This window comes from Streptomyces sp. NPDC052687 (assembly GCF_040678395.1).
In the GTDB taxonomy this organism is placed as follows: domain Bacteria; phylum Actinomycetota; class Actinomycetes; order Streptomycetales; family Streptomycetaceae; genus Streptomyces.
On record NZ_JBFATR010000012.1, the window covers coordinates 46,600 to 70,443 of the forward strand.

The window sequence follows — 23,844 nt, forward strand, 5'->3', positions numbered from 1 at the left end:
GGCAGGGCTAGGGGGTGCCCTGGTCCTCGCCGCCCTGGTCCTCGCCGCCCTGGTCCTCGCCGCGCCGGGTGAGGTGGGCGAAGGCGTCCAGGTTGCGCGTGGACTCCCCGCGGGACACCCGCCACTCGTACTCGCGGCGGATGGCGCTCGCGAAGCCCAGCTCCAGGAGGTTGTTGAAGGCGCCGTCGGCCGCTTCCAGGACCTGGCCGAGGAGGCGGTCGACCTCGTCGGGGGTGACGGCGGCCAGCGGGAGCTTGCCGGTGACGTAGATGTCGCCGAGGGGGTCGATGGCGTAACTCACGCCGTACAGCTTCAGGTTGCGCTCCAGGAGCCAGCGGTGGACACCGGACTCGTTCTCGTCGGGCCGACGGATGACGAACGCGTTCAGGGACAGGGAGTGCCTGCCGACGATCAGGGAGACGGTCGTCGACAGTTTGCGCGTGCCGGGGAGCTTGACCACGTAGTGGCCGGGCTCGGGGCCCTCCCACTCCAGCTCGGCGTCCTTCAGCACGCCCTCGATGATCTGCGCGGCCTGTCGCTGTGCTGCACCCGTGGAGTCACCCATGGGCCGAGCGTACGCGACGGCGGTGGGCGTGCAGGGCGGCCGTGTAGACCTCCGCGGTGGCGGCTGCGGAGGCCTCCCAGCCGAAGGCGCGGGCGTGGGCGGCGGCGGCCGCGCCCATCCGGTCCGACAGGGTGGGGTCGGCGGCGAAGTCGTACAGCACGCGCGCGTAGGCGGCCGGGTCGTGGCCCTGGACGAGGACTCCGGTACGGCCGTCGCGCACGGCCACGGGCAGGCCGCCGACCGCCGCCGCCAGCACCGGCGTACCGGACGCCTGGGCCTCTATGGCGACCAGGCCGAAGGACTCGCTGTACGACGGCATGACCAGCACCGACGCGGCGCGGAACCAGTCGGCGAGGTGGTCCTGGCCGACGGGCGGGCGGAAGCGGACGACGTCCGCGATGCCGAGGCGCGCGGCGAGTTTCTGCAGGCCCTCCGGCTTGGCGAGGCCGCTGCCACTGGGGCCGCCGACGACCGGCACGAGGATGCGGGAGCGCAGCTCGGGGTGCTCGTCGAGGAGGACGGCGACCGCGCGGAGCAGGACGTCCGGCGCCTTCAGGGGCTGGATTCGGCCCGCGAACAGGGGGATCAGGGCGTCCTGGGGCAGGCCCAGGCGGGCGCGGGCGGCGGCGCGGCCGTCGGCCGGGCGGAAGCGGTCCAGGTTGACGCCGGGGTGGACGACGGCGACCTTCGCGGGGTCGGCGGCGTAGTGCCGGACGAGTTCGCCGGCCTCTTCGTCGGTGTTGGCGATCAGCCGGTCGGCGGCGGCGACGATCTGGGTTTCGCCGATGACGCGGGCGGCCGGCTCGGGGGTGTCGCCGTCGGCCAGGTTGGCGTTCTTGACCTTGGCCATGGTGTGCATGGCGTGCACGAGGGGGACGCCCCAGCGCTGGGCGGCGAGCCAGCCGACGTGGCCGGAGAGCCAGTAGTGGGAGTGGACCAGGTCGTAGTGGCCGGGGCGGTGGCCGGCCCAGGCCTGCATCACGCCGTGGGTGAAGGCGCACAGCTGGGCGGGCAGGTCCTCCTTGGCCAGGCCCTCGTAGGGGCCGGCGTCGACGTGCCGGACGAGGACGCCGGGCGCGAGTTCCACGGTGGGCGGCAGGGCGGCGGTGGTGGCCCGCGTGAAGATCTCGACCTCGATGCTGAGCGCGGCGAGGCGCTGGGCCAGCTCCACGATGTACACGTTCATGCCGCCGGCGTCGCCCGTGCCGGGCTGGTGCAGCGGGGAGGTGTGCACCGAGAGCATCGCCACGCGGCGGGGCCTGCGGTGGAGCCGCAGCCGGGGCGGGGTGGCCGGGGAGCGCCGTCCGAGCCTGCCGATGTACTGGCTCACGGGCCGTTCCTCCTCGCTGCGGGCATGCCGGTGGGAGGACGTGCGAGCCCTCCATCAAGGGGCAACACAGGAGTGGGCCACTCCATTTCCACCGCACCCTTTTTTACCCAATCATTACCGTTCCTCGCTCAACCGTTCGAGTGCCCGCTGCGTGCACCTCGGCTCCGCCTACCCTCGTACACATGTCATCCCGCACGACGCCCGCTCCCCGCTCCCGGCCGCGCCCGAGCGCGAGGACCGCCGTCGTGGGCACGGTGACGCGCGGGACGACCAACCCGAACCGGCTCCGCCGCATGGACCGCTGGATCGCCGCCACCCACGGCGCCGAGCTGCGCCGCGCCGCCGACCCGGTCGCCGTCGACCTCGGCTACGGGGCCGCCCCCTGGACGGCCGTCGAGCTGCTGCTGCGGCTGCGGGCCGTGGCGCCCCGCACCCGCGTGGTCGGCATCGAGATCGAGCCGGCCCGGGTCGCGGCGGCCAAGCCCTACGAGCGGGCGGGGCTGGACTTCCGGCACGGCGGGTTCGAGGTGCCGGTGCCCCAGCGCCCGCAGCTGATCCGCGCGGCCAACGTGCTGCGCCAGTACGACGAGGCGCAGGTCGCCGGCGTCTGGGAGCGGCTGTGCGCCCGGCTGGCCCCGGCCGACCCGGCCACCGGCGCGCGCGGCGGGCTGCTGGTCGAGGGCACCTGCGACGAGATCGGCCGCCGGCACGTGTGGGTCGCCCTCGGCCCCGAGGGCCCGCGCACGGTCACCTTCGCCACCCGGCTGGGCTCCCTGGACCGCCCCTCGGACCTCGCGGAACGCCTGCCGAAGGCGCTGATCCACCGCAACGTCCCCGGCGAGCCGGTGCACGCCTTCCTCCGCGACTTCGACCGCGCCTGGTCCGCCGCCGCGCCGTACGCCTCCTACGGCGCCCGCCAGCGCTGGATCCGCGCGGTGCGGGACCTGGCGGCGGACTGGCCGGTGACGGACGGCCCGGCGCGCTGGCGGCAGGGCGAAGTGACGGTGCGCTGGGCGGCGTTGGCACCCCGCGGCTGAGGGCGCGGCTGACGGCGCGGCCACCCGCGCGCCGCACCCGGCGCGCCGCCGGCCCCACCGACCGCACCACGGGCCCCACAGGCCGCACCCACCGCACCGGACGGGCCGGCCCTCCCCCGCGGCCGCCCGGGCCCCGGAACGATCTCGCCCGCTCGTTCGTCACAGAGCCGGGGAGTCCGGTACACCGGGCGGCGGGACCGGGGGGCCGAGTCGCGACGCCCGGACCTCTGTCGTTTTGCGCCACGGCATGGCACGATCCCTCAGGCGAGCCGTAAGTTACTGACGGTAAATCAGTTGGGGGCAGGGGTATGGCAAGGGGCAAGCGCGGCTTGATCTCGGTGGCCGTGACCGTCGTGTGCGCGGTCACCGTACTGGCGGTACCCGGCACGGCGTTCGCCGCCGGCGCACCCGAACCGGCCCCGGCACCCACCCCGTCCGCCTCCGCCTCCGCCTCAGCGTCCCCGGCGGCCGGGACCGACCGGGAACTGGAGGCGGTCCGCGAGAGGCTCGACACGCTCTACCGCGAGGCGGCCTCGGCCACCGACGCCTACAACGCCGCCGAGGAGAAGGCGAAGGAGCAGTCGCGGCAGCTCGCCGAGCTGGCGAAGAAGATCGCCGAGGGCAAGGAGAAGCTCGCCGGCCTGAAGGCCCGCGCGGGCGCCGCGGCCCGCGCCCACTACCGCTCGGGCGGCCTCCCGCCCGAGGCCCGGCTCGTCCTCAGCGACGACCCCGGCGCGTTCCTCGACGGCACCGGCCGCGTCCTGCAGGGCCAGCGCGCCACCAAGCACCTGATCGACGAAACCAAGCGCACCCAGCAGGACTTGGAGCAGTACTCCGCGGACGCCGCCTCCCACTGGAAGAAGCTGGAGGCCAACCGCAAGGCCAAGGCCGCCGCCCGCAAGAAGATCGAGAAGCAGATCGCGCAGGCCGAGAAGCTCGAGTCGGAGCTGGAGAAGGAGGAGAAGGAGCGCCTGGCCGAACTCGAGCGCGCGGCGGCCCGCAAGGCGCAGGACGACTGGCTGGGCACCGGCGTCCTCGACGACGCCGACGGCCGGGCCACCACCGCCGGCGAGCAGGCCGTGAAGTACGCCACGGCCCAGATAGGCAAGCCGTACGAATGGGGCGCCGAGGGCCCCGGCTCCTACGACTGCTCCGGTCTGACCTCCCAGGCCTGGGCCAGCGCCGGCCGCGTGATCCCCCGCACCTCCCAGGAGCAGTGGAAGCAGCTGCGGCGCGTCGACGTCACCGACATGCGCCCCGGTGACCTGGTGATCTACTTCGACGACGCCAGCCACGTCGGCCTGTACGTCGGCGACGGCACCATCGTCCACGCCCCCCGCCCCGGCCGCGACATCACCCTCGCGGGGGCCGGCTCGATGCCGATCCTGGGGGTCGTACGACCGGACGCGGGCTGAACCCGCGCCGCGCGGCCCAGTTGGTGACCCGGGCCACGTGACCCACCTAACGCCGGCGCCCCCGCGAAACCGTCCGGGGACGTGACGTTCGTCATCCCGGCAGGTCGGGCGGCGTGTCCAACTGCGGTACGGAACGCGGCATATGACAGTGGCCCGCGGCCGGCCGGCGTGCGCCGCGCCATTCCGCTGCGGCGCCGTCACCCGCTATGGTCCCCGTCGGTGGGTCGAGGTCCCTCGCCCCGCCGTGCCCTCGGGGGGAGGGAAGGAACCCAGGACAATGCCCGCACCCGTACCGCGGCAGAGAGCGATCCCGGCCGTGGAGAGTGGTCAGGCGCCCGCCGCGTCCACCGGCGGCCCCTCCGGAGACTCCGGCACCGGGGCCCCGCGCAAGGAAGACTCGGCGCAGAACACCTCCAACAACACCGCCACCGCCCACCACACCCACCTGACCCTGCTGCTGATCGAGGACGACCCCGGCGGCTCGCCGATCGTGCCCGACCTGCTCGACCAGGCCGGGAAGCCCATCCGTGTGCGCACCGCCCGCAACCTCACCGAGGCCGAGCGGCTGCTCACCGACGACGTCCACTGCATCCTGCTGGACCTGGCGCTGCCGGCCCCCGGCCGGGCGGGCGAGGCCGACGACGAGCTGGCCGTGCTCCGCCATGTGCTGGAGCTGGCGCCCCGGCACGCCGTGCTCGCCCTCACCGGCTCCGGCGACGCCGAGCGCGGCGCCGAGGCGGTCCGCGTCGGCGCGCAGGACTATCTGTTCCGCGAGGAGCTGGACGGCCGGCTGCTGGGCCGGGCCATCCAGTACGCCGTCGAGCGCAAGCGCTCCGAGTCGGCCGAGCGCCGGCTCGCCGAGGGCCGGCTGCGCGCGCAGGAGAACCGGCGCCTGGAGCGCGGCCTGCTGCCGACGCCGCTGCTGGAGGGCTCCTCGCTGCGGTTCGCCGCGCGCTACCGGCCCGGCCGCTCGCGCGCGCTGCTCGGCGGCGACTTCTACGACGTCGTGCGCACCCCCGACGGCACCGTGCACGCCATGATCGGCGACGTCTGCGGGCACGGCCCGGACGAGGCCGCGCTCGGTGTGGAGCTGCGTATCGCCTGGCGGGCGCTGACGCTGGCCGGGCTGTGCGGGGACCAGCTGCTGAACACCCTCCAGCAGGTGCTGGAGCACGAGCGGTCCGACGACGAGATCTTCGCGACCCTGTGCACGGTGGACATCGCGCCCGACGGGCGCCGCGCGGGCCTGTGCCTGGCCGGACACCCGGCGCCGCTGATAGCCCGCCCCGGCCGCGCGCCGCGCCTGCTGCCGTACGACAACAACGGCCCCGCCCTCGGCCTGCTGCCGGGCGCCCGCTGGCCGCGGACGCAAGTGGAGCTGGGCGCCGAGTGGAGCCTGATGCTCTACACCGACGGCCTGATCGAGGGCCGGGTCGGCGAGGGCGGGGAGCGGCTGGGCCAGGACGGCATGGTGGAGATGATCAGCCGCCAGCTGGCCGCCGGCCTCACCGGCGAGGACCTGCTGCGCGCCGCGGTGAACGAGGTCCGCGAGCTGAACGGCGGCGAGCTGACGGACGACGTGGCCGTGCTGCTCCTGGACCGGGTGCCGTAGGACAGGGCGGCCGTACGGCTCCCGTGGAGCCGCGGGCCGGGAGCCGGGGCCGGGGACCGACGGGCCGAGGCCGAGTCCCGGGACCGGGGGCCGGGACCGGCGACTGAGGGTTGAGGGCGGCGGCCGACGGGTCAGGGCCGCGACCGACGGGGCGATGGCCGAGCGCCGGGGTCGGCGGCCGACAGGTCGAGGCCGAGTATCGGGGCCGAGAGCTGGGGCCGGCGGCCGACGCGTCGAGGACGAGAGCCGGAGCCGAGTGCCCGGGGCCGAGTGCCGGCGCCGGCGACTGACGGGCCCGGGGGCGGCGACCGACGGGGCGAGGCCGAGTCCCGGGGCCGGGAGCCGGGGCCGACGACCGACGGGGCGAGGCCGAGTCCCAGGGCCGAGAGCCGGAACCGGCGGCCAACGGGCCGGGGCCGGCGACCGACGGGGCGAGGCCGAGTCCCAGGGCCGAGAGCCGGAACCGGCGGCCAACGGGCCGGGGCCGGCGGCCGACGGGGCGAGGCCGAGTCCCAGGGCCGAGAGCCGGAACCGGCGGCCAACGGGCCGGGGCCGGCGGCCGACGGGGCGGGGCCAAGTCCCGGGGCCGGGAGCCGGGGGCGGCGGCCGACGGGGCGAGGCCGAGTCCCGGGGCCGAGAGCCGGAACCGGCGGCCGACGGGCCGGGGGCGGCGACCGACGGGCCGGGGCCGAGTCCCGGGGCCGAGAGCCGGAACCGGCGGCCAACGGGCCGGGGCCGGCGGCCGACGGGGCGAGGCCGAGTGCCGGGGCTGCGGCCGACGGGCCAGGGGCACCCGCCCGTGTGGCGGACGATTCCGGTGGCGCGTGGCGCGGTGGGCGGGCTCAGCGGCCGCCGTTGTACGGTCCGTACGGGCCGTCGCTGCTGGAGCCCCGGCGGCTGCGGCCGCCGCCGGGCAGGCCGCGCAGGGCCGGGCGGACGTCGACCATGTACACGATCGTCGCGATGAGGCCGATGATCGGCAGGAACGACAGGATGCCGAAGATCAGGCTGACCACCAGGGCGAGACCGAGGATGATCAGCCAGAACGGCTTCGTCTGCTTGTCCGCCGCGCGGTAGGCGTCCTCGCGGCGCGTGGCGGCGTCGACCAGCGCGAAGCCGGTGAAAAGGACCAGGGCCAGGTTCAGCAGCCACAGGAACCCAGCGAAACCCTGCATCAGCACAACGTCCACCACCCGACTCGGCTCGTCCCTTACGCGGTCACCGTACCCGCAACCGCCTCCCGGCTACCCGGACAACGGCCCGGGCACCCCCCGAGTGCCCGGCCGTCCTCCGGACGCCGTCACTTGGCGGGCGGCGTCGCCTTCTTCGTGGTGTTCTTGCGGGCCGCGGGCGCCTTCTTGGCCGGCTCCTGCTGCCCGGCCGCCGCTCCGGCGGGCTCGTCCTCGACCGCGACCGGCTCGGCCTTCGCCTCGGCCTTCGCCTCGGTCTTCGGTTCCGGGTCGGGCTCGACGGCCACGGCCACGTCCTCGACGGCCACGGCCACGTCCTCGATGGCCTCGGCGGCCTCGCCGCGCCAGGTCTTCACGGCCTGCTCGCCGTGCTCGGCGACCTTCTCGTAGGTCTCCCGGGCCTTCACGGCGTACTCGGCGGCGACGCCGACCCCGCGCAGGGCGAGGTCCTGGGCGGTCTCACCGAGCTTCTTGAGGTCGACCTTCTTCAGGTCGGACTCCAGGGCGCCGAACAGCTCGGTGACCTTGGCCTGGAGGGTCTCCTGCGTCTCCTTGACGCGGGCGGTGGCCTTCTCCTGGACGGCCTTGGGGTCGGTGTTGCGGACCGCCTCGATCCGGGCCGGGGCCTCCTGGCGCAGCTGTTCCACCAGCTCCGGCACCTTCTTGGCCCGCTGCAGGGCGAGATCGGCGGTACCGGCGGCGAAGTAGAGCGGGGTGGGGTCGGTAAAAGTCTTGCGCAGGTCGTCGGTGATGGCCATGGTGAGGGTCCTCCGGTTCGATGTCGATCACTGTCGATCTGTCGATCGCTGCGATCACTGCCGATCACTGCCGATCGCTGTCGGCTGGGGGTGGCGGTCCGCGGCCGCCGGCCGGTCTCTCCCTGGTCCGGTCAACCGGCCGTCTGCCGCGGACCGGCCTCGCTCGTGCCGGACGGGGGATCCGTGCCGGGAACGTCCTCCCCGTGCCCGTTCTCCTTGCGGAACGAGTCGTAGACCTGGAGCAGCACCTGCTTCTGCCGCTCGTTGAGCGTGGGATCGGCGAGGATGACCGCCCGTGTCTCGACCTCGTCCCGCTCCCGCTCGGCGTCGAGGATGCCGGCGCGCACGTAGAGCGTCTCGGCGGAGATCCGCAGCGCCTTGGCGACCTGCTGCAGCACCTCCGCGCTCGGCTTGCGCAGCCCGCGCTCGATCTGGCTCAGATACGGATTGGACACCCCGGCCGCCTCGGCGAGCTGCCGCAGCGACAGCTGCGCGTTACGCCGCTGCTCGCGCAGGTACTCGCCGAGATTGCCGACATTGAGCGATGCCATGGCTCCACCATGCCCCACCCTCGCTAACAATTGCAAGCACCGCGCTTGCAAAAGTGCACCCTCGTTCCGTCTCGGGCGAGTGTTCCCGCCGAGTCGACTCCACCGGGACCATGAAGCATGCGCCCGGATGACTGGCACCTCACCACCGACGTCGACGACTTCCTCGCCCGAGCCGGAGGCTTCCTGTGCTCGCGGCCTGCCCTGCACAACACGCCGCTGACGGACATCGAGAAGCTGCGCAGACGCGGCGCGGCCGAACACCACGCCGAAGCCGCCGTCCGGGACCGGACGCGGTCCGCGACCGCCGCATGGGCCGGGCGGCCGTAACACCCACAAAAAAGTGGGTACTTGGCATCGCCCGGCGGCCGTAAGAGGCTGTTCGCGGGTGGCCGGGCCGGCGGCGGGAACGACGGTCAGGACACCTCCGCCAGCCGGTCCAGGCGGCGGTACCCCCAGGCGGCGAGAGGAGCGAGTGCCTCGGACAGTTCACGGCCGAACGCGGTGAGCGAGTACACCGTCTTCGGCGGCAGGACGTCGTACACCTCCCGGTGCACCAGACCGTCCTCCACCATCTCGCGCAGCGCCTGAGTCAGCACCTTCTCGGTGAGGCCCGGCAGCTTCCGGCGCAGTTCGCCGGGGCGGTGCGGCCCCGACTCCAGCAGCCACAGCAGCGCCGTCTTCCACTTGCCGTCGATCACCGCGATCGCGGCGGTCACCCCGCAGACGTTCACGTCCCTGGCCCGGCTGCGCGACATCGTCACCCCATTTGTTCGCTTTGTTCGTTTTTCGGTGTTTTCACTGTTTCCAGTGTTTTCACTGTTCGGTTCTACCGGTCTCACAGGACAGCAGGAGCTTCCCCATGTCTACGAACGTCACGGACCCCGCGTCCGCTTCCGTCACCGTCCTCGGCCTGGGCCCGATGGGCCGCGCCCTGGCCGGCGCCTTCCTGGAGGCGGGCGTACGCACCACCGTCTGGAACCGCACCCCCGGCAGGGACGCCGGCCTGGTGGCGCGCGGGGCGCTGCGGGCCGCGTCCGCCGAGGAGGCGGTCGCGGCGAGCGGGCTCGTCGTCGTCTGTGTCGTCAACTACGACGCCTCCGACGCGATCCTGCGCTCCGACGCCGTCACCGACGCCCTCAAGGGCCGTACGGTCGTGAACCTCAGCGCGGACACCCCGGACCGCGCCCGCGACACCGGCGACTGGGCCGCCCGGCACGGCGTCCGCTACCTGGACGGCGCGATCATGACCCCGACGCCCACCATCGGCACCCCGGACGCCGTCTTCCTCTACAGCGGCCCCGCGGACCTGTACGCGGAGCACCGGCCCGTCCTGGACGTGCTCGGCGGCGCCCACACCCACCTCGGCGAGGACATCGGCCGCGCGGCGGCGTACGACCTGGCACTGCTGGACATCTTCTGGACGGCGATGGGCGGCTGGGCGCACGCGGTGGCCCTGGCCCGCGCCGAGGGCGTCTCCGCGCGGGAGCTCGCCCCGTTCGCCCAGGGCATCGCCGTGATCCTGCCGCCGCTGTTCGAGGAGTTCGCCGGCGACGTGGACAGCGGCACGTACTCGGGCGAGCTGAACCCGATCACCTCCGGCGCCTCCACCATGGCGCACATCGTGCACGCCTCCGAGGCGCACGGCATCGAGGCGAGCGTGATGCGCGCCATCGAGGGACAGGCCCGCCGGGTCATCGGGCTGGGCCACGGCACCGACGGCTTCATGCGGGTCGCGGAGATGCTGGGGCGCACCCGGCGTCCCTGAGTGCCGGGCGGCGGGGGCGCCGGCGGCGACAAGGGACCGGGGCGGTGCGCGCCCGCCCCGGCCTCAATCACCTTGCCACGCAGGGCAGTCCGCCGATAGCGTCACCGTCATGACTGCCGGGTCGGCCTTGTGCCGTGAGCGAGTCGGGTGCCCGGCCTCTGAGTGAGGCCGCCGCGGGTCCCCCCTGCCCGAGAGGTTCGGAGCAGGTCCAGGGGGCCGCCCCCTTCTCCGTGAACAGACGCGATCAGCGAAAGCCACGGAGTGAGGAAGAGCATTGCCCGACGCCATCGACGACACCGTCCACACCACCATCCACGACTTCAACCAGCAGATCATCGACGAGTTCCGGGCCAACCGGGGCCGTCTCACCGGCATGTTCGCGAACGCCCGGCTGCTCCTGCTGACCACCACCGGCGCCCGCTCGGGCCGGCCGCACACCACCCCCGTCGGCTATCTCCCCGACGGCGGCGAGCGCGTCCTGGTCATCGCCTCGGCGGGCGGCTCACCCCGCCATCCGGCCTGGTACCACAACCTGCTCGCGCACCCCGAAGTGACCGTCGAGACCGGCGCGTTCACCTATCAGGCGCGGGCGGTGCCGCTGACCGGCGAGGAGCGCGACGAGGCGTTCGCGCGGGCCGTGGAGAGCGATCCGGGCTGGGCGGAGTACCAGGCGAAGACCACCCGGACGATCCCCGTGGTCGCCCTGTACGAGAGCGGGGACGGCGGTCCGGGCACCATCAACGCCGGCTCCCTGAGCGAGGCGATCAAGGTCGTGCACGACGCCTTCCGGCAGGAACTGGTCCTGCTGCGGGCGGAGATGAGCGGCACGGGTTCCGCCCTCGGAGCCCAGCTCCGCGTCAACTGCCTCACCTTCTGCCACGGCCTGCACAACCACCACACCGGTGAGGACACCGCCCTGTTCCCGTTCCTCGCCGACCGCCACCCCGAGTCCGCCCCGGTGCTCGCGCGGCTGCGCGAGGAGCACGAGCGGATCGCCGCGCTGGTGGCGGAGTTGCGCCGGGCGGTGGACGGGACGGCGACGGACCCGGCGACCGCCCGCGCGGAGGTCGAGCGGCTGACCGTCGAGCTGGAGGCCCACCTGGCCTACGAGGAGGAGCAGTTGATCCCGCTGCTCGCCTGAACCGCCGACGGCCCGCCACGAGACACCCCCTAGAACGGCAGCGGGCGGCCGTGCACCACCGTCAGCGCGGACACCGCGCGGGTCAGCACCACGTACAGCCGGTGCGGCCCGCGCTCCTCCGCCTCCGCGATGGCCGCCGGTTCCACGGCGACGACATGGTCGTACTCCAGGCCCTTGACCAGGGACGCGGGCACCACCGCGACCCGGCCGCCCACCGCGTCCGACGTCTCGATCCCGGCCGCCGCCAGCGCCTCGCGCAGCCGGGGCACGTCCGCGTCGGCGGCGACCACGCCCACGGACCCCTCGCCGCCGAGCGCGTCGCGTACGGCCGTGACGACCGCGCCGGGCACGTCGTCGGCCGCGCGGACCGTCAGCTCACCGTCCCGGCGCAGCGAGCGGGGCTCCGGAACGGCCACGTCCAGGCGCCGCAGCAGCCGGTTGGTGAGCCCCAGCACGGCCGCCGGGACACGGAACCCGGTGGTCAGCGGGGTGACGACAGCCTCCGGCTTGCCCAGGTGGCGCAGCTGGACCGACCAGTCGCCGGCGGCCCACGGGGTGGTGCCCTGGGCCAGGTCGCCGAGGACGGTGAGGGAGCCGTGGACCGAGCGGCGCGCGATGGCGCGGCACTCCATGGGGGAGAGGTCCTGCGCCTCGTCGACCACGATGTGGCCGTAGCCCTCGGGGCGCTCGATCAGCCCGGCGATCTCGTCGAGCAGGACCAGGTCGGCGGCCGACCAGCGCGCCGACTTCCAGGAGCGCGGCGGGCGCGGCCACAGCAGCGCCTTGCGCTCGTCGGCGCCCAGCAGTCCGCCGGCGGCGCGGGCGAGGGCGCCGGGGTCGGTGAGCAGCGCGGCGAGCACCTCCTCGGGCCGCGCCGCCGGCCAGACGGCGTCCAGCCACGCCGTGAGCGGCCGCGCCCGCTCGATCCGCCGCGTCCAGGCGGTGGTGCGCGGCCCGGCGCGCCGCTCGGCCCGCGCGCGCAGCACGGCCACCACCCGCGCGCGCACCCGTTCCCGCCCGACGGCGTACGGCGGCTGCTCGGCGCGTACGTCCGCGACGATCGCCCGCAGTTCCTCGGCGGAGACCCGCCAGCGGTAGGAGCCGTCCGGTACGGCGAGGCCGCCGGCGGACGTCGCGGCGGGTGGCCCGGCGTCGGTGCCGGCGTCGGCGTACGCGTCGGGGTTCACGCGGGCGTACAGCGCCCGGCGCAGGACCTCGGCCATCCGGGCGTCGTGCTTGACGGCGGCGGCCCGGTCGTCGTCGGCCCCGGTGACCGGGTGGCGGGCGATCTCGTCCAGGACGGTGGACTGCCGTACGCCGGTCTCGCCGAGGGCGGGCAGCACCTCGGCGATGTAGCGCAGGAAGGTGCGGTTGGGGCCGAGGATCAGCAGTCCGCCGCGCCGGACGCGCTGCGGGTGGGTGTAGAGCAGGTAGGCGGCGCGGTGCAGGCCGACGGCGGTCTTGCCGGTGCCGGGGGCGCCCTGGACGCACACCGAGGTGGTGAGGCCGGCGCGGACGAGGTCGTCCTGCTCGGGCTGGATGGTCGCGGCGATGTCCCGCATCGGACCGACGCGGGGGCGTTCGATCTCGCGGGCGACGATCTCGCTCGCCCGGTGCTCGCGCACGACGGCCGCTCCCCCGGCGGCCTCTCCCCCGGCGGCCTCTCCCCCGGCGCCGTCTCCCAGGGGTTCGCCCTCCAGGGGTTCGTCCTCCAGGCCGGTCAGGTCGGCGGAGTCGCCGCGGCTGCGGGCGCCCAGCCGAAGCGGCGGCGGACCGCGACGCCCTGCGGGTCGCGGGCGCTCGCCTGGTAGAAGGCGCGCGAGACGGGGGCGCGCCAGTCGACGACGAGGGGCGGGGCGGTCGGGTGCTCGGTGATCCGCAGGCGGCCGATGTGCAGGGTGCCGTGCGCCGCCTCGGGGGTGAAGTCGAGGCGGCCGAAGAACAGCGGCCCTTCGGGCAGTTCGCGCAGCTCCTTGGCCTGGCTGCGCAGCCGGAAGCCGAGGACTTCGGCGTCGGCGCCGGAGGCGGAGACGTCCTCCCCGGTGACGACCTGCTCCTCGGCGCCCTCGATCAGGGCGGCGAGGGCGGCGCGGCAGCGGTCGTGGTGGGCGCGTTCGAGGCGGAGTGCGCGCTGGAGGGCTTCCTGGGCGTGGTCGGGTGACGTCATTCCGACGAGCCTAACGGAATGACGTGACCGAGTTAAATTTTTTACCGAGTTACCAAGTTACCGAGTCACTTGGTCAGCGGGTCAGCGGGGTCACCGTCGGGCGAGATGAGGTAGCCCGGCCGCGAGCAGGTCGTACGCCCGCTCCGCCGCCGCCACCGCCGCCCCGCGCACGTCCGCCGCCCGCTCCCCCGCCGCCATCCGCCGCCAGTTCTCCTGCGCGAGGATCCGCTGCACGGCGATGATCTGGCCGGCGGCCAGCCGGGCGTCGAGATCGCCGCCGAGGGCGTCCGCGAGCGCGGCCTCCGAGCGTTCCAGCAGGCCGTGCAGCCGGGCGACCAGGGAGGGGGTGCCGTAGAGCAGGGTGTGGAAGGCCAGGACCTGCGGGTCGTCGTTCAGTCCGGTCACGGGGTCGCGGCGGTCCAGCGCGGCCAGGAAGTGCCGGCGCAGGGCGGCCAGCGGGGCGAGGTCCGAGCCGGCGACCACGCGTGCCGCCTCGCCCTCGTGGTCGGCGATCCGGTGCAGGACCAGGTCCTCCTTGGCCGGGAAGTACCGGAACAGCGTCGGCTTGGAGATCTCCGCCGCGGCGGCGACCTCGGCGACCGACACCGCGTCGAACCCCTTCTCCAGGAACAGCCCGATCGCGAGGTCCGACACCACCTGGTACATCCGCTGCCGCTTGCGCTCGCGCAGCCCGATCTCTCCCATGGCCCCGAGCCTACGGTCGCTCTCCGGCGCCCGGTCGGCCCGCCGCCGCTCCTTGACCTCAAGTCCGCTTGAGGACCGAGACTGCGCACGCGGACGAAGATCCCCGGCAAACGGAGGTGTGAGCGGTGCTCACGGCGCAGGTGAAGGAGTTCGGCGGCCCGGAGGTGCTGGTACCGGTGGAGGTGCCGGACCCCGTCCCCGGACCGGGCGAGGTGCTGATCGAGGTCGCCCGGACCGACACGATCTTCCTGGAGACCCAGCTGCGGGCGGGGTGGGGCGGCGAGTGGTTCCGCATGGTGCCGCCGTACGTGCCCGGCGGCGGAGTCGCGGGGACCGTGCGGGAGGTGGGGTCCGGGGTCGCGGAGGAGTGGCGCGGGCGCCGGGTCGCCGCGTTCGTCGACGGCGGCTACGCCGAGCTCGCCCTCGCGCCCGAGGGCGCCCTGACCCCCGTACCGGACGGCCTCGCCCTGCCGGCGGCGGCGGCCCTGGTCCACGACGGGGTCACGGCGATGGGCCTGCTGGAGCGGACCGCCCTCACGGCCGGCGACCGGGTGCTGATCCTCGGCGCCTCCGGCGGCATGGGCACCCTCCTCGTCCAGCTCGCCCGCGCCCGCGGCGCCCACGTGGTCGCGGCGGCCCGCGGCGCGGAGAAACTGGCGCTGGTACGGCGGCTGGGCGCGCACGAGACGGTGGACGTCACCGCCGCCGGCTGGCCCGAGCGCGCCCGCGCCGCCCTGGGCGGGGCCGCCGACGTGGTCCTCGACGGCGTCGGCGGCACCCTCGGTGCCGCCGCGCTCCCCCTCACCGCGCCCGGGGGCCGGTTCTCCGCCCACGGCGCCCCGAGCGGCGCCTTCGCCGGCATCGACCCGGACGAGGCGGCCCGCCGCGGCATCACCCTCTACGGCATCGCCGACGCCCAGTACCCCGAGGCCGAGGTCCGCCGCCTGCGCTCCCTCGCCTACACGGAAGCCGCCGCCGGCCGCCTCACCCCGGTCATCGGCGAGACCGTCCCCCTGCAGGAAGCGGCCCGCGCCCACGCCCTCATCGAGAGCCGGTCACTGACCGGGAAGGTGCTGCTGCACACGGAACGGTGAGCCCCGCCCGCCCCCACGGCACCCGCACCACCGACCCCGCCCGAACCCACCACCCCGCCCACGAAGCCGCCTCCTCGCCGTCACGCACGCCACCGCCGGACGGCCGCCTCACCCCGGTCGTCGGCCGGACCGTCCCCCTCCCGGAAGCGGCCCGCGCCCACGCCCTCATCGAGAGCCGGTCACTGACCGGGAAGGTGCTGCTGCGCGCGGGGCGGTGAGGATGGCTTGTTCTCGCGGAGGAGGTGCAGCAGCGGCTCCAGGGAGCCGATGACGTCGCGCGCGCCGGCGTCCGCGAGGAGGCGGGCCTTGCGGGTGTTGCGGGCGTAGCCGAGGAAGGGGATGCCGGCGCGGCGGGCGGCCTCGTGGTCGGTGGGGCTGTCGCCGATCAGCAGGGCGGTGGCGGGGGCCGCGGTGAGCGCGTTGAGGGCGCGGTGGAGGTGGTAGGGGTCCGGTTTGAGGCGGTGCGCGTCGGTGTCGCGGCCGTAGATGTGCGGTCCGAAGCAGTCGGCCAGGCCCCGGCCGGCGAGGTAGGCGCCGATGACGCGCGGGGAGTTGTTGGAGGCGACGGCGAGGCGGGCGCCGAGCGCGGTCCAGGTGCGGATCAGCGGGTCGGCCCACGCGGTCGGCATCGCGGTGGCGGTGGCCCGCAGTTCCTCCCGGGTCAGCCGTTCCTCCAGCTCCGCCACCACGTCCCGGCCGAGCCCGGCCCGGTCCACCGCGCGCAGGACCGCGTGCGGGTCGGCGGTGTGCCGTTCCGCCTCGGTCAGCAGCCCGCGCAGGCCGCGCGTCTCCAGCCAGTCCACCAGGCTCCCGGCCACCTCGGGCGCCGGATGCCCGGCGAACAGCCGGCAGATCGGTCCGTCGAAGTCCCACAGCACGACCTCGGCGCGGCTCACCAGCCGCCGCAGCCGGTCGGTCGGGCTCGCCACCGGTTCGGTCCGCGTCGTATCAGAAGTCACAAGGAGAGTGTCAGGTCCGTGGTGATGGTTTCCCAGAGGGCGTCGAACCACTTCTGCGATTCGTCCACGAACGAGGCGTCGCGCGGCCCGGCCTCCCGGTCGAAGGAGAACAGCAGCGACTCGGTGCCGAGCGCGTCGTACATGTCGAGGACACCGGCCTCGGTGGTCTCCTCACGGCGCGCCACCATGTAGTACGCGATCAGCGCCTCCGCGCCGTTGAGCAGGTACAGCTTGACCGGCGGGGTGAACGGCAGGGCGCGGAACGACACGCGCACGTCGCCGTGCGAGACGGTCAGCATCCGCAGGTTGTGCCGCAGGACGTGCCCCTGGGCGTTGCGCATGGCGAGCCAGCGCTGGTGGACGGGGTTGTCGTCGCCGTCGCCCCGGTCCTAGACCGGGACGGGGAAGGCGAGGTTGATGTTCCGGGACGGCAGCAGGACGCGGACGTCGACCGACTCGGGGCGGACGCGGCCCTCGTGGATCAGGCGCAGCGGTTCGCCCAGCGCCAGCATCAGCGTCTCGGCGGTCAGGCAGGCCGCGTCGACGCGGACGTGCGGGGCGGTGAAGGCGTGGGCGAGCCGGGGGGCGAGGCCCACCATCGCCCGCTGGGGCGTCTCGGCGGGCGGCGCCGCGCGGTCGGCGATCCGCGGCGGGCTGCCCTTGGTGACATGGCTGAGCAGCCCTTCCTCGTGGAGGACGCGCAGCGCCTGGCGTACGGTGCCGCGCTCCACGCCGAACTCTTCCGCCAGCTCGGCCTGCGTGGGCAGCCGGTCACCCGGCCTGAGCCGGCCGTCGCGGTTGGCCACCAACTTCCACAACCTGGCGAAAGCTGTGGAAGGTTGGCGGGCTTCCCTCCGGAGGGGAGCCGGGAGCCCGACGGCCACCGCACCACCGCACAGCGGCCACCACACGAAGAGCACGCTACGGATGCGTGAAGCCCACAGCCGCCGGCCGAAGGGAGGCTCAGAACGAGTCCGGGCACCAAGGACGCCTGGACGTGCGCAGCAGGGCGTCGGCCATCCGGGCGGCGCCCGCTCGTGTCTCGCGCACCCGCCCCGCGGCCGCAAGCCGCACCGCCGACTCGTCCCCCAGCCACAGCGCCCCGAGGTCCGACACGTCCAGCGTCAGGTCCGCCTCCCGCGAGGTCGCCGCGCACACCGCCCGGCCGTCCTCCGCGGCCTCCAGCAGATACCGCCCGCCGGCGAATCCGCCCGCGTCGGCGACCTCCAGCACCAGCCGCCCCGCCCCGGCGTACGTCCGCGCCTCCAGCGCCCGTACGACGTCCAGGATCCGCACCCACATCCAGTCCGCCTGGGTGGTGATCCGGGCGGCGCGCGGGTCCGGCAGGAACAGCGGCAGCAGATCGTCCGGGGCCCGGTAGCCCGTCTTCACCGTGGTGACCCAGTCGATCGAGCACACGAACCGCCACAGCGCCCGCTCCGCCTCCGGACGGGCCGCCACCAGCCAGTTCACGGTGGCGGTGTTCAGCGGCTGCTTGGCGTCGCCCCACCGGTCGTCGGCGGTGTACGCCACCATCCCGTCGACCTGCCCGGCCGCCGAGCGGTACACCGCGTAGAACGGCTCCTTCCGCTCTGGCCGGACCCGCAGCTCACCGGTCTCGATCCGCCACCACCGCTCGCCCCGGTCCACCGCGCCCGGCGTCGCCCGCCGCACCCGCTCGTACAGCTCCGGGCCCAGCTTGCGCACCTCGGCGGCGTCGGCCAGGTCGATCCGCCCGCCGTCCTCCGGGCCTGCCCAGCGCGGGTCGAGGCCGGTGCGCGGCACGTCGACGGTCCACTCGGCGGCCGTGGTGGCCGGGCCGAACCCGTACCGGCCGTAGATCGGGTACTCGGCGGCGATCAGCGTCGCGACCACGTCCCCGCGCTCCTTCGCCGCCGCCAGGTCCCGGCCCATCATCCGGGTCAGCAGCCCGCGCCGGCGGTGCGTCGGGGTCACGGTCACGTTGGTGACGGCGTTCGCGGCGACGAGCGCGCCGCCGACCGCGGTCAGCTCCTGCGGGAACGAGCGCAGCGTCGCCACGCACCGGCCGTCGTCGAAGGCGCCGGTGGTGCGCTCCGGCACGATGCCGGTGGCCCGCGCGGCCAGCACGTCCTCGGACACCACGGGGCCCTGGAGGAAGCCCACGGACAGGGCCCGCAGCCAGTCCGGCGTCTCGTCCTCGGTGATCGTGCGTATGTCGAGTGCGTCGCGGTCGCTCATGGCGTCACCGTAGGCGTCCCGCACCGGGCCCGTCGCGAGGTTTTCGACGCGGCGCACGACAGCGGCGGGCCACCGGACGGACCGGAGCGGCAGGCCACCGGACGGACCGGAGCGGCAGGCCACCGGACGGACCGGAGCGGCAGGCCACCGGGCTGATCACAGCCCCCGGGCCATCGGGCGGATCACACCCACCAGGCCACCGTGCCGATCACAACCCCCAGCCCACCGGGCGGATCACGCACCCAGCCCACCGGGCGGATCACCCGCCCAACTCACCGCCGACGCGTCACAGCCCCAGGCCCCCGCCGGCACGCAAGAGCACCCAGGCCCCCGCCGACGTGAAAGAGCACCCCAGGCCCCCGCCGGCCCCTCACAGCAAGAGGTCGTCGACCTGCGCCTCCCCGTCCCGGTAGCGCCGGGCGATCTCCGCGCTGCACTCGTCGGCCGTGCGCTGGAGCCGCTGGCGGCGCCGGGAGACCTGCTGCTCGTAGCGGACGAGCCGCCCGATCCCGTCCGTCAGCTCGGCGTCCGTGCGCGCGTCCAGCGCGGACAGCTCGACCTCGGCCAGCATCTCGGCGGCCAGCCGCCGGTACTCCTCGCTCTGCGGCGTGCCCAGCGTGACATGGCGGGCGGAGGAACGGTGCCGCGCCGGGGCGTCCGTCAGGATCTCCGGCAGCCGCTCCACCACCGACGCCTCGCCCACCGCCACCACGGACGCCGGCCCGCGCCGCGCCAGCTCCGCCCGCAGGATGTCGATCCGCCCCTGCAGCAGCCGCCGCACATAACTGAGGTCCGCCTCGTCGCGCTGGGCGTCGCGGCGCAGCGCGCGCAGCTCGGGCAGGCTCAGCGCCGTCAGGTCGGGCTCGGTCGGCTCCGGCGGCAGCGGTGGCCGGACGGCGCTCTCGAAGCCGGGACTGTCGGTGCGCTGCGCGGGTGGCCGCAGTGTCCCCACTTCCTCACCCGTGCTCGGTGTGCTCATGTGCCTCTACCGTCCCCTCGACCGGTGTGTGGGAAGCATCGTGCCACCCCAAGTGGCCGCTATGTGACCGAGTGCCCCCGAACGGCCCCAGATGGGCGAGTTGGGGGTCGAAAAGCGGCCACGGCATGATGGTCGTATGCGAGCTGTGGTGCAGAGGGTGGACGGCGCGAGCGTCGTGGTGGACGGCCGGACCGTCGGGGAGATCATCGGCGAGGGCCTGTGCGTGCTCGTGGGCGTCACCCACGACGACACCAAGGAGAAGGCGGCGCAGCTGGCCCGCAAGCTGTGGACCCTGCGGATCCTGCACGACGAGAAGTCGTGCAGCGACCTCGACGCCCCGCTCCTGGTGATCAGCCAGTTCACTCTCTACGGCGACGCCCGCAAGGGCCGCCGCCCCACCTGGAACGCGGCCGCGCCCGGCGAGGTCGCCGAGCCGCTGGTCGACGAGGTGGTGGCCCAGCTGCGGGCGCTGGGCGCGACGGTGGAGACGGGCCGGTTCGGCGCGCAGATGCGGGTGTCGCTGACGAACGACGGCCCGTTCACCGTCCTGCTGGAGATGTAACCCCACGGGCCCCACCGGGCTACGGCCTACGGGGCGACGACGACTTCCTGCGCCGCCGCGGTGTCCCCGGCCATCAGCCGGGCGTCCACCGGCACGTTCCGCTTCACCAGCGCGAGGGCGACCGGGCCCAGCTCGTGGTGGCGCACGGAGGTGGTGACGAAGCCGATCTTCCGGCCGTCGGGGCCGTCGTCCGCGAGCCGGATCTCGGTGCCGTTCGGCGGCAGGTGGACCTCGCTGCCGTCCAGGTGCAGGAAGACCAGCCGGCGCGGCGGCTTGCCCAGGTTCTGCACCCGGGCGACGGTCTCCTGGCCGCGGTAGCAGCCCTTCTGCAGGTGCACGGCCGTGCCGATCCAGCCCAGCTCGTGCGGGATGGTCCGGTGGTCGGTCTCGAAGCCGAGGCGGGGCCGGTGGTGCTCGACGCGCAGCGCCTCGTAGGCGAGCAGCCCGGCCGCCGGACCGGCCTGCGCCGCGAACTCCTCCAGCCGCTCGCGCGGCAGGAACAGATCACGGCCGAACGGGGTCTGCCGTACGACGACGTCCTCCGGGACCTCGGCGATGGAGCCGGCGGGCAGGTGGACGACCGCGTGGTCGGCGGTGCGGTCGGCGACCTCGACCCGGTAGAAGAACTTCATCGACTCCAGGTACCGGATCAGCGCGTCCTGGGTGCCGGGCTCGACGTGCGCCCACACCGTCGTGCCGTCGTCGACCAGGTAGAGCGCGTGCTCGATGTGGCCGTTGGCGGACAGGATCAGCGCCTCGGTGGCCTCGCCCGCGGGCAGGTCGCTGACGTGCTGGGTGAGCAGCAGGTGCAGCCAGCTCAGCCGGTCCTCGCCGGAGACCGTGACGACCCCGCGGTGCGAGAGGTCGACGAAACCGGTGCCGTCGGCGAGGGCGCGCTGCTCGCGGAACAGGTCGCCGTAGTGCGCGGCGACGCCTTCGTCCACGCCCTCGGCGGGGACGGCGCCGGGCAGGGACAGCAGGGGGCTCTTCATGGCTCCAAGCCTACGACTCGGTACTTGAAGACTTCAGCGAACAGTCCTCGCACCGGCCGAAGATCGCGAAGTGCTTCATGTCCGTGTCGAACCCGAACTGCTCGCGCAGCTTCGCGGTGAACTCGGCGGCCACGCTCACATCCGCCTCGATGACGCCGGAGCAGTCCCGGCACACCAGGTGGATGTGGTGGTGCCGGTCGGCCAGGTGGTACGTCGGCGCCCCGTGGCCCAGGTGGGCGTGGCTGACCAGCCCCAGCTCCTCCAGCAGCTCCAGCGTCCGGTAGACCGTGGAAATGTTGACCCCCGACGCCGTCTTCCTCACCTCGCTGAGGATGTCGTCGGGGGTCGCGTGCTCCAGGGTGTCCACGGCTTCGAGCACGAGTTGCCGCTGCGGGGTCAGCCGGTAGCCGCGCTGCCGCAGATCGCTCTTCCAGTCGGTGCTCACCACGGCACCCAGTGTAGGAGCGTCCACGCCGGTCACGGGCGGGGAGGCAGCCGGCCCGACATCAGGAGGTCGGAGAGGGCCTCGCGCAGGGCACCGGTCGTCCTGACGATGTCCTCGTGCGCCCTGATCTTCTCGTCGACCGCTGCCAGGGCAGCGCCGATGTCCCGTTGCTGGTCCAGCGGCGGAAGTGTGACCGGCAGCTCCGACAGCGTGCGTACGGTGATCGACCGCATGCCGGTGGTTCCTACAGCCCGGCTCTCCAGCCACTGAGCAGTTGCCCGACGGGTCAGGTAGGCGAGGAGGTACGGCGTCTGCGCCGGATCATGCGGTCGCAGGCGCAGCAGGTGGCTGTTGTAGAGCCAGTCCTGCTCGTTGGTGGTGACGAGCGCGGCCCGGCCCATCGTTCCGGTGCGGGTCACCAGGATGTCGTCGGCCGCGAGTCGGTGTCTGTGCAGGTGGCGCGCCCTCTCCGGTGCCACCCGGGGCATCCCCGGCTCGGCGGAGATCCTCCGGTGGTGGAGATCAGCCGGGCGTACAAGCGGAACGCCGTCGGGCATGGTCTCGCTCCGGCGCAGTGCCGGTCCGCCCGCCTGGATGTCGCAGAGCTCGCCGAGAGGAGCACGCTGCCACCCCTCCGGGATGCCTTCGCGGCCGTCCGCGTTCACAGGCCGTACCTCCTGAGCAGTTCGTCGACCTCGGCATCCGCGTCGCGGGCCCGGCTGTGCGCCTCCGCCAGACGTCCAGCGAGCGCGTCCAGTTCGCGTGGGTCCGCGGACCGCGCGTCGGTCGGGACGTCACTCGAGAGATGGACAGAAGGACTGAGCGTGTAGTCACGCTCCCTGATCTCAGCGAGCGGTACGGCCTTGCTCACTCCTGGAGTGCCCGGGTACGTGTGGCCCGCCCTCCGGGCTGCCTTCCACGACTCGTACTCCCGGAGGATGCTCTCTATCTCGTCCCTGGCAAGTGCTCTCTGCAGCCGGGAGACCATCGATCCGAATCGCCTGGCATCGACGAACAGGACTTCGTCACCGTTCCCCCGCGGATGCCGCAGCAGCCAGACCGTGACGGAGATGCTCGTCGTGGTGAACAGTTGGGGAGGCAGGGCGATCAGCGCCTCCACCGCGCCGTCCTCCACCATGGCGGCCCGAATTCGCCGTTCGGACGGGTTGGAGGAGAATGCTGCGCTGTCGGACATCACGACAGCTGCCCGTCCGCCGGGGGCGAGCGAGGCCACGACGTACTGGAGCCAGTCGAAGTTGGCGTTGTGCCTGGGCGGCTGACCGTACAGCCAGTGCCCGGGCGCGACGGGATACTCCGGGAGCCGCGCGTTGAACGGCGGATTCGTGAGGACCCGGTCGAAGCCGGGGCGGCCCGGCACGAGCCCCGCGGACGGGGCCGTGTGTCCGGGCCGCAGGTCGGCATGGGACAGACCGTGCAGCGCGAGATTCATTCCGGCCAGGGCCAGTGGGTGCTCTCCCACCCCCGCGCCACTTGCTTCGAGGACACGCGGGCCCTGCTGGGCCTCCGCCACGACGTCGAGTGCCGCGGACAGCAGCTCGCCCGCGCGAACGAAGGGGTCGTGCACGCTCCGGACGTCCTGTGCCTCGCTGGTCAGGAGTTTCGACACGATGTCGACGGCGGCGCGCGGCGTGAAGAAGTCGCCGGCCGTCTTGCCCCCGAGCTCGCCGTACCGTGCCAGGAGCCATTCGAAGGCCTGGGCGTGTTCCGTCCGCTCCGCCGGTCCGGCTTGGTCCAGCAGTCGGACGGTGTTGGCCACCCGGAGGTCACCGAGCTTCGTGGAGAGCGCGAGGAACAACTCGTCGTGACCCTGGCCGAGGCCCTGTTCGACGGCTTTCGCGAGGATGCGCGCGAGCAACTCACCGGAGGGCAGCAGCGACGGGTACCTGTCCGCCGCGGCCGTCACGCGCTTCCATCCTTCGGGCTGACACCCCCGCACATAGACGAGCGAGAGCAGTACGGTGACGTAGTCCGCCACGGAGAGCTCCCCGCGGAAGCGTTCCGCCTCCGGGCCGCCGAGGCGCTGCACGACCTTGAGCAACGCCCCGGTCCTCGTCCCCCCTCCGAGCGAGGCACGGAACCGATCCCCGTACGTGGTCCCGGCCGGCTCCTCGGACCGCCTGGCGTTCGCGGGGATCGTCCGCCGATCCAGCCATTCCACGACCTCCGAGGCCCGGAAGACCTCTACCTCACCGAGGCCGTCGGCATGGTCCGCAGGGGCCGGAGCGGGGAAGTCCCGGTGCCGCCGCTCCCAGTTCGTCACAGCCGGCCGCCGTACTCCCGCGTGCCGCGCGATGTCGGCGCGCGAGACGAAGACATCGGCGATGTCACTCATAGCA

Annotated in this window: 22 protein-coding genes and 3 pseudogenes; 9 read left to right on the top strand and 16 right to left on the bottom strand. The window is 74.0% G+C overall.

The window, feature by feature from the left end; translation table 11 throughout:
- Positions 1–7 precede the first annotated feature (7 nt).
- Complete coding sequence (locus tag AB0K92_RS13480) at positions 8–565, bottom strand: YbjN domain-containing protein (RefSeq protein ID WP_365922336.1); 558 nt, start codon at positions 563–565, stop codon at positions 8–10.
- Positions 558–1,895, bottom strand: coding sequence for a D-inositol-3-phosphate glycosyltransferase (gene mshA / locus AB0K92_RS13485; RefSeq protein ID WP_365922338.1), 1,338 nt, complete (start codon positions 1,893–1,895; stop codon positions 558–560). The genes AB0K92_RS13480 and mshA overlap by 8 nt, the downstream gene beginning before the upstream one ends.
- Before the next feature lie 245 nt (positions 1,896–2,140).
- On the opposite strand from mshA, the gene AB0K92_RS13490 reads away from it, so the two are divergent.
- The 3 genes from AB0K92_RS13490 to AB0K92_RS13500 all read left to right on the top strand — a co-directional run bounded on the left by AB0K92_RS13490 (position 2,141) and on the right by AB0K92_RS13500 (position 5,959).
- Positions 2,141–2,932, top strand: coding sequence for a class I SAM-dependent methyltransferase (locus AB0K92_RS13490; protein ID WP_365922495.1), 792 nt, complete (start codon positions 2,141–2,143; stop codon positions 2,930–2,932).
- A 308-nt stretch (positions 2,933–3,240) separates the two neighbouring features.
- Positions 3,241–4,347, top strand: coding sequence for a C40 family peptidase (locus AB0K92_RS13495; RefSeq protein ID WP_365922340.1), 1,107 nt, complete (start codon positions 3,241–3,243; stop codon positions 4,345–4,347).
- A gap of 277 nt (positions 4,348–4,624) precedes the next feature.
- Positions 4,625–5,959, top strand: a complete 1,335-nt coding sequence (locus tag AB0K92_RS13500) for a fused response regulator/phosphatase (protein ID WP_365922342.1) — start codon at positions 4,625–4,627, stop codon at positions 5,957–5,959.
- Positions 5,960–6,801: 842 nt separating this feature from the next.
- Here the strand turns inward: AB0K92_RS13500 and AB0K92_RS13505 are convergent.
- The 3 genes from AB0K92_RS13505 to AB0K92_RS13515 form a co-directional block, all read right to left on the bottom strand.
- Entirely contained in the window at positions 6,802–7,134 is a 333-nt protein-coding gene (locus AB0K92_RS13505; RefSeq protein ID WP_365922344.1) for a DUF2516 family protein, read from the bottom strand.
- Between the two features lie 125 nt (positions 7,135–7,259).
- Positions 7,260–7,907, bottom strand: coding sequence for a hypothetical protein (locus AB0K92_RS13510; protein WP_365922346.1), 648 nt, complete (start codon positions 7,905–7,907; stop codon positions 7,260–7,262).
- A 131-nt stretch (positions 7,908–8,038) separates the two neighbouring features.
- Complete coding sequence (locus tag AB0K92_RS13515) at positions 8,039–8,458, bottom strand: helix-turn-helix transcriptional regulator (protein WP_365922348.1); 420 nt, start codon at positions 8,456–8,458, stop codon at positions 8,039–8,041.
- 117 nt (positions 8,459–8,575) lie between these two features.
- On the opposite strand from AB0K92_RS13515, the pseudogene AB0K92_RS13520 reads away from it, so the two are divergent.
- A pseudogene (locus AB0K92_RS13520) lies at positions 8,576–8,731 on the top strand (GNAT family N-acetyltransferase); the annotation flags it as partial.
- 140 nt (positions 8,732–8,871) lie between these two features.
- On the opposite strand, the gene AB0K92_RS13525 reads toward AB0K92_RS13520, so the two are convergent.
- The gene (locus AB0K92_RS13525; protein ID WP_365922350.1) at positions 8,872–9,213 is read right to left on the bottom strand and encodes a helix-turn-helix domain-containing protein; all 342 of its coding nucleotides are present in this window, start codon (positions 9,211–9,213) and stop codon (positions 8,872–8,874) included.
- A gap of 104 nt (positions 9,214–9,317) precedes the next feature.
- On the opposite strand from AB0K92_RS13525, the gene AB0K92_RS13530 reads away from it, so the two are divergent.
- Positions 9,318–10,223 carry an NAD(P)-binding domain-containing protein gene (locus AB0K92_RS13530; RefSeq protein WP_365922353.1) on the top strand — a complete coding sequence of 302 codons (906 nt, stop codon included), beginning with the start codon at positions 9,318–9,320 and terminating at the stop codon, positions 10,221–10,223.
- 274 nt (positions 10,224–10,497) lie between these two features.
- Complete coding sequence (locus AB0K92_RS13535) at positions 10,498–11,364, top strand: nitroreductase/quinone reductase family protein (RefSeq protein ID WP_365922355.1); 867 nt, start codon at positions 10,498–10,500, stop codon at positions 11,362–11,364.
- A gap of 29 nt (positions 11,365–11,393) precedes the next feature.
- Here the strand turns inward: AB0K92_RS13535 and AB0K92_RS13540 are convergent.
- Both AB0K92_RS13540 and AB0K92_RS13545 read right to left on the bottom strand, forming a co-directional pair.
- A pseudogene (locus AB0K92_RS13540) lies at positions 11,394–13,531 on the bottom strand (AAA family ATPase).
- Positions 13,532–13,621: 90 nt separating this feature from the next.
- Positions 13,622–14,236, bottom strand: coding sequence for a TetR family transcriptional regulator (locus AB0K92_RS13545; protein WP_365922357.1), 615 nt, complete (start codon positions 14,234–14,236; stop codon positions 13,622–13,624).
- Between the two features lie 125 nt (positions 14,237–14,361).
- Between AB0K92_RS13545 and AB0K92_RS13550 the strand changes: the two genes are divergently transcribed.
- Together AB0K92_RS13550 and AB0K92_RS13555 are read left to right on the top strand one after the other, a co-directional pair.
- Positions 14,362–15,330: a zinc-binding dehydrogenase gene (locus AB0K92_RS13550; protein WP_365922359.1), complete on the top strand. Its 969-nt coding sequence runs from the start codon at positions 14,362–14,364 to the stop codon at positions 15,328–15,330.
- Positions 15,327–15,548 carry a zinc-binding dehydrogenase gene (locus AB0K92_RS13555; protein ID WP_365922361.1) on the top strand — a complete coding sequence of 74 codons (222 nt, stop codon included), beginning with the start codon at positions 15,327–15,329 and terminating at the stop codon, positions 15,546–15,548. Before AB0K92_RS13550 ends, AB0K92_RS13555 begins: the two co-directional genes overlap by 4 nt.
- Here AB0K92_RS13555 and AB0K92_RS13560 read toward each other — a convergent pair.
- The 4 genes and pseudogenes from AB0K92_RS13560 to AB0K92_RS13575 form a co-directional block, all read right to left on the bottom strand.
- Positions 15,510–16,289: an HAD family hydrolase gene (locus AB0K92_RS13560; protein ID WP_365922363.1), complete on the bottom strand. Its 780-nt coding sequence runs from the start codon at positions 16,287–16,289 to the stop codon at positions 15,510–15,512. The genes AB0K92_RS13555 and AB0K92_RS13560 overlap by 39 nt on opposite strands.
- Positions 16,286–17,107, bottom strand: a pseudogene (locus AB0K92_RS13565) (winged helix-turn-helix domain-containing protein). The gene AB0K92_RS13560 and the pseudogene AB0K92_RS13565 overlap by 4 nt, the downstream one beginning before the upstream one ends.
- Before the next feature lie 145 nt (positions 17,108–17,252).
- Positions 17,253–18,509, bottom strand: a complete 1,257-nt coding sequence (locus tag AB0K92_RS13570; protein ID WP_365922366.1) for a GNAT family N-acetyltransferase — start codon at positions 18,507–18,509, stop codon at positions 17,253–17,255.
- Positions 18,510–18,879: 370 nt separating this feature from the next.
- Positions 18,880–19,488 (bottom strand): aerial mycelium formation protein, encoded by a 609-nt coding sequence (locus tag AB0K92_RS13575; RefSeq protein WP_365922368.1) that lies wholly within the window; start codon positions 19,486–19,488, stop codon positions 18,880–18,882.
- A 136-nt stretch (positions 19,489–19,624) separates the two neighbouring features.
- On the opposite strand from AB0K92_RS13575, the gene dtd reads away from it, so the two are divergent.
- Positions 19,625–20,050, top strand: coding sequence for a D-aminoacyl-tRNA deacylase (dtd, locus tag AB0K92_RS13580; protein WP_166000052.1), 426 nt, complete (start codon positions 19,625–19,627; stop codon positions 20,048–20,050).
- Positions 20,051–20,076: 26 nt separating this feature from the next.
- On the opposite strand, the gene AB0K92_RS13585 is transcribed toward dtd, so the two are convergent.
- The 4 genes from AB0K92_RS13585 to AB0K92_RS13600 are packed head-to-tail and all read right to left on the bottom strand — an operon-like array spanning position 20,077 to position 23,840.
- Entirely contained in the window at positions 20,077–21,042 is a 966-nt protein-coding gene (locus tag AB0K92_RS13585; protein ID WP_365922371.1) for a folate-binding protein, read from the bottom strand.
- Positions 21,043–21,052: 10 nt separating this feature from the next.
- Complete coding sequence (locus AB0K92_RS13590) at positions 21,053–21,490, bottom strand: Fur family transcriptional regulator (RefSeq protein ID WP_166000056.1); 438 nt, start codon at positions 21,488–21,490, stop codon at positions 21,053–21,055.
- A 29-nt stretch (positions 21,491–21,519) separates the two neighbouring features.
- Complete coding sequence (locus AB0K92_RS13595; protein ID WP_365922373.1) at positions 21,520–22,152, bottom strand: restriction endonuclease subunit S; 633 nt, start codon at positions 22,150–22,152, stop codon at positions 21,520–21,522.
- A complete protein-coding gene (locus AB0K92_RS13600) occupies positions 22,149–23,840 on the bottom strand; it encodes an N-6 DNA methylase (protein WP_365922375.1) in 1,692 nt (563 codons plus the stop codon). The genes AB0K92_RS13595 and AB0K92_RS13600 overlap by 4 nt, the downstream gene beginning before the upstream one ends.
- Positions 23,841–23,844: the final 4 nt, after the last annotated feature.

Coding starts and splice junctions, on each gene's coding strand:
- AB0K92_RS13480 (WP_365922336.1), bottom strand. CDS start 565: ATGGGTGACTCCACGGGTGCAGCACAGCGACAGGCCGCGCAGATCATC.
- AB0K92_RS13495 (WP_365922340.1), top strand. CDS start 3,241: ATGGCAAGGGGCAAGCGCGGCTTGATCTCGGTGGCCGTGACCGTCGTG.
- AB0K92_RS13500 (WP_365922342.1), top strand. CDS start 4,625: ATGCCCGCACCCGTACCGCGGCAGAGAGCGATCCCGGCCGTGGAGAGT.
- AB0K92_RS13505 (WP_365922344.1), bottom strand. CDS start 7,134: ATGCAGGGTTTCGCTGGGTTCCTGTGGCTGCTGAACCTGGCCCTGGTC.
- AB0K92_RS13510 (WP_365922346.1), bottom strand. CDS start 7,907: ATGGCCATCACCGACGACCTGCGCAAGACTTTTACCGACCCCACCCCG.
- AB0K92_RS13515 (WP_365922348.1), bottom strand. CDS start 8,458: ATGGCATCGCTCAATGTCGGCAATCTCGGCGAGTACCTGCGCGAGCAG.
- AB0K92_RS13525 (WP_365922350.1), bottom strand. CDS start 9,213: ATGTCGCGCAGCCGGGCCAGGGACGTGAACGTCTGCGGGGTGACCGCC.
- AB0K92_RS13530 (WP_365922353.1), top strand. CDS start 9,318: ATGTCTACGAACGTCACGGACCCCGCGTCCGCTTCCGTCACCGTCCTC.
- AB0K92_RS13545 (WP_365922357.1), bottom strand. CDS start 14,236: ATGGGAGAGATCGGGCTGCGCGAGCGCAAGCGGCAGCGGATGTACCAG.
- AB0K92_RS13570 (WP_365922366.1), bottom strand. CDS start 18,509: ATGAGCGACCGCGACGCACTCGACATACGCACGATCACCGAGGACGAG.
- AB0K92_RS13575 (WP_365922368.1), bottom strand. CDS start 19,488: ATGAGCACACCGAGCACGGGTGAGGAAGTGGGGACACTGCGGCCACCC.
- dtd (WP_166000052.1), top strand. CDS start 19,625: ATGCGAGCTGTGGTGCAGAGGGTGGACGGCGCGAGCGTCGTGGTGGAC.
- AB0K92_RS13585 (WP_365922371.1), bottom strand. CDS start 21,042: ATGAAGAGCCCCCTGCTGTCCCTGCCCGGCGCCGTCCCCGCCGAGGGC.
- AB0K92_RS13600 (WP_365922375.1), bottom strand. CDS start 23,840: ATGAGTGACATCGCCGATGTCTTCGTCTCGCGCGCCGACATCGCGCGG.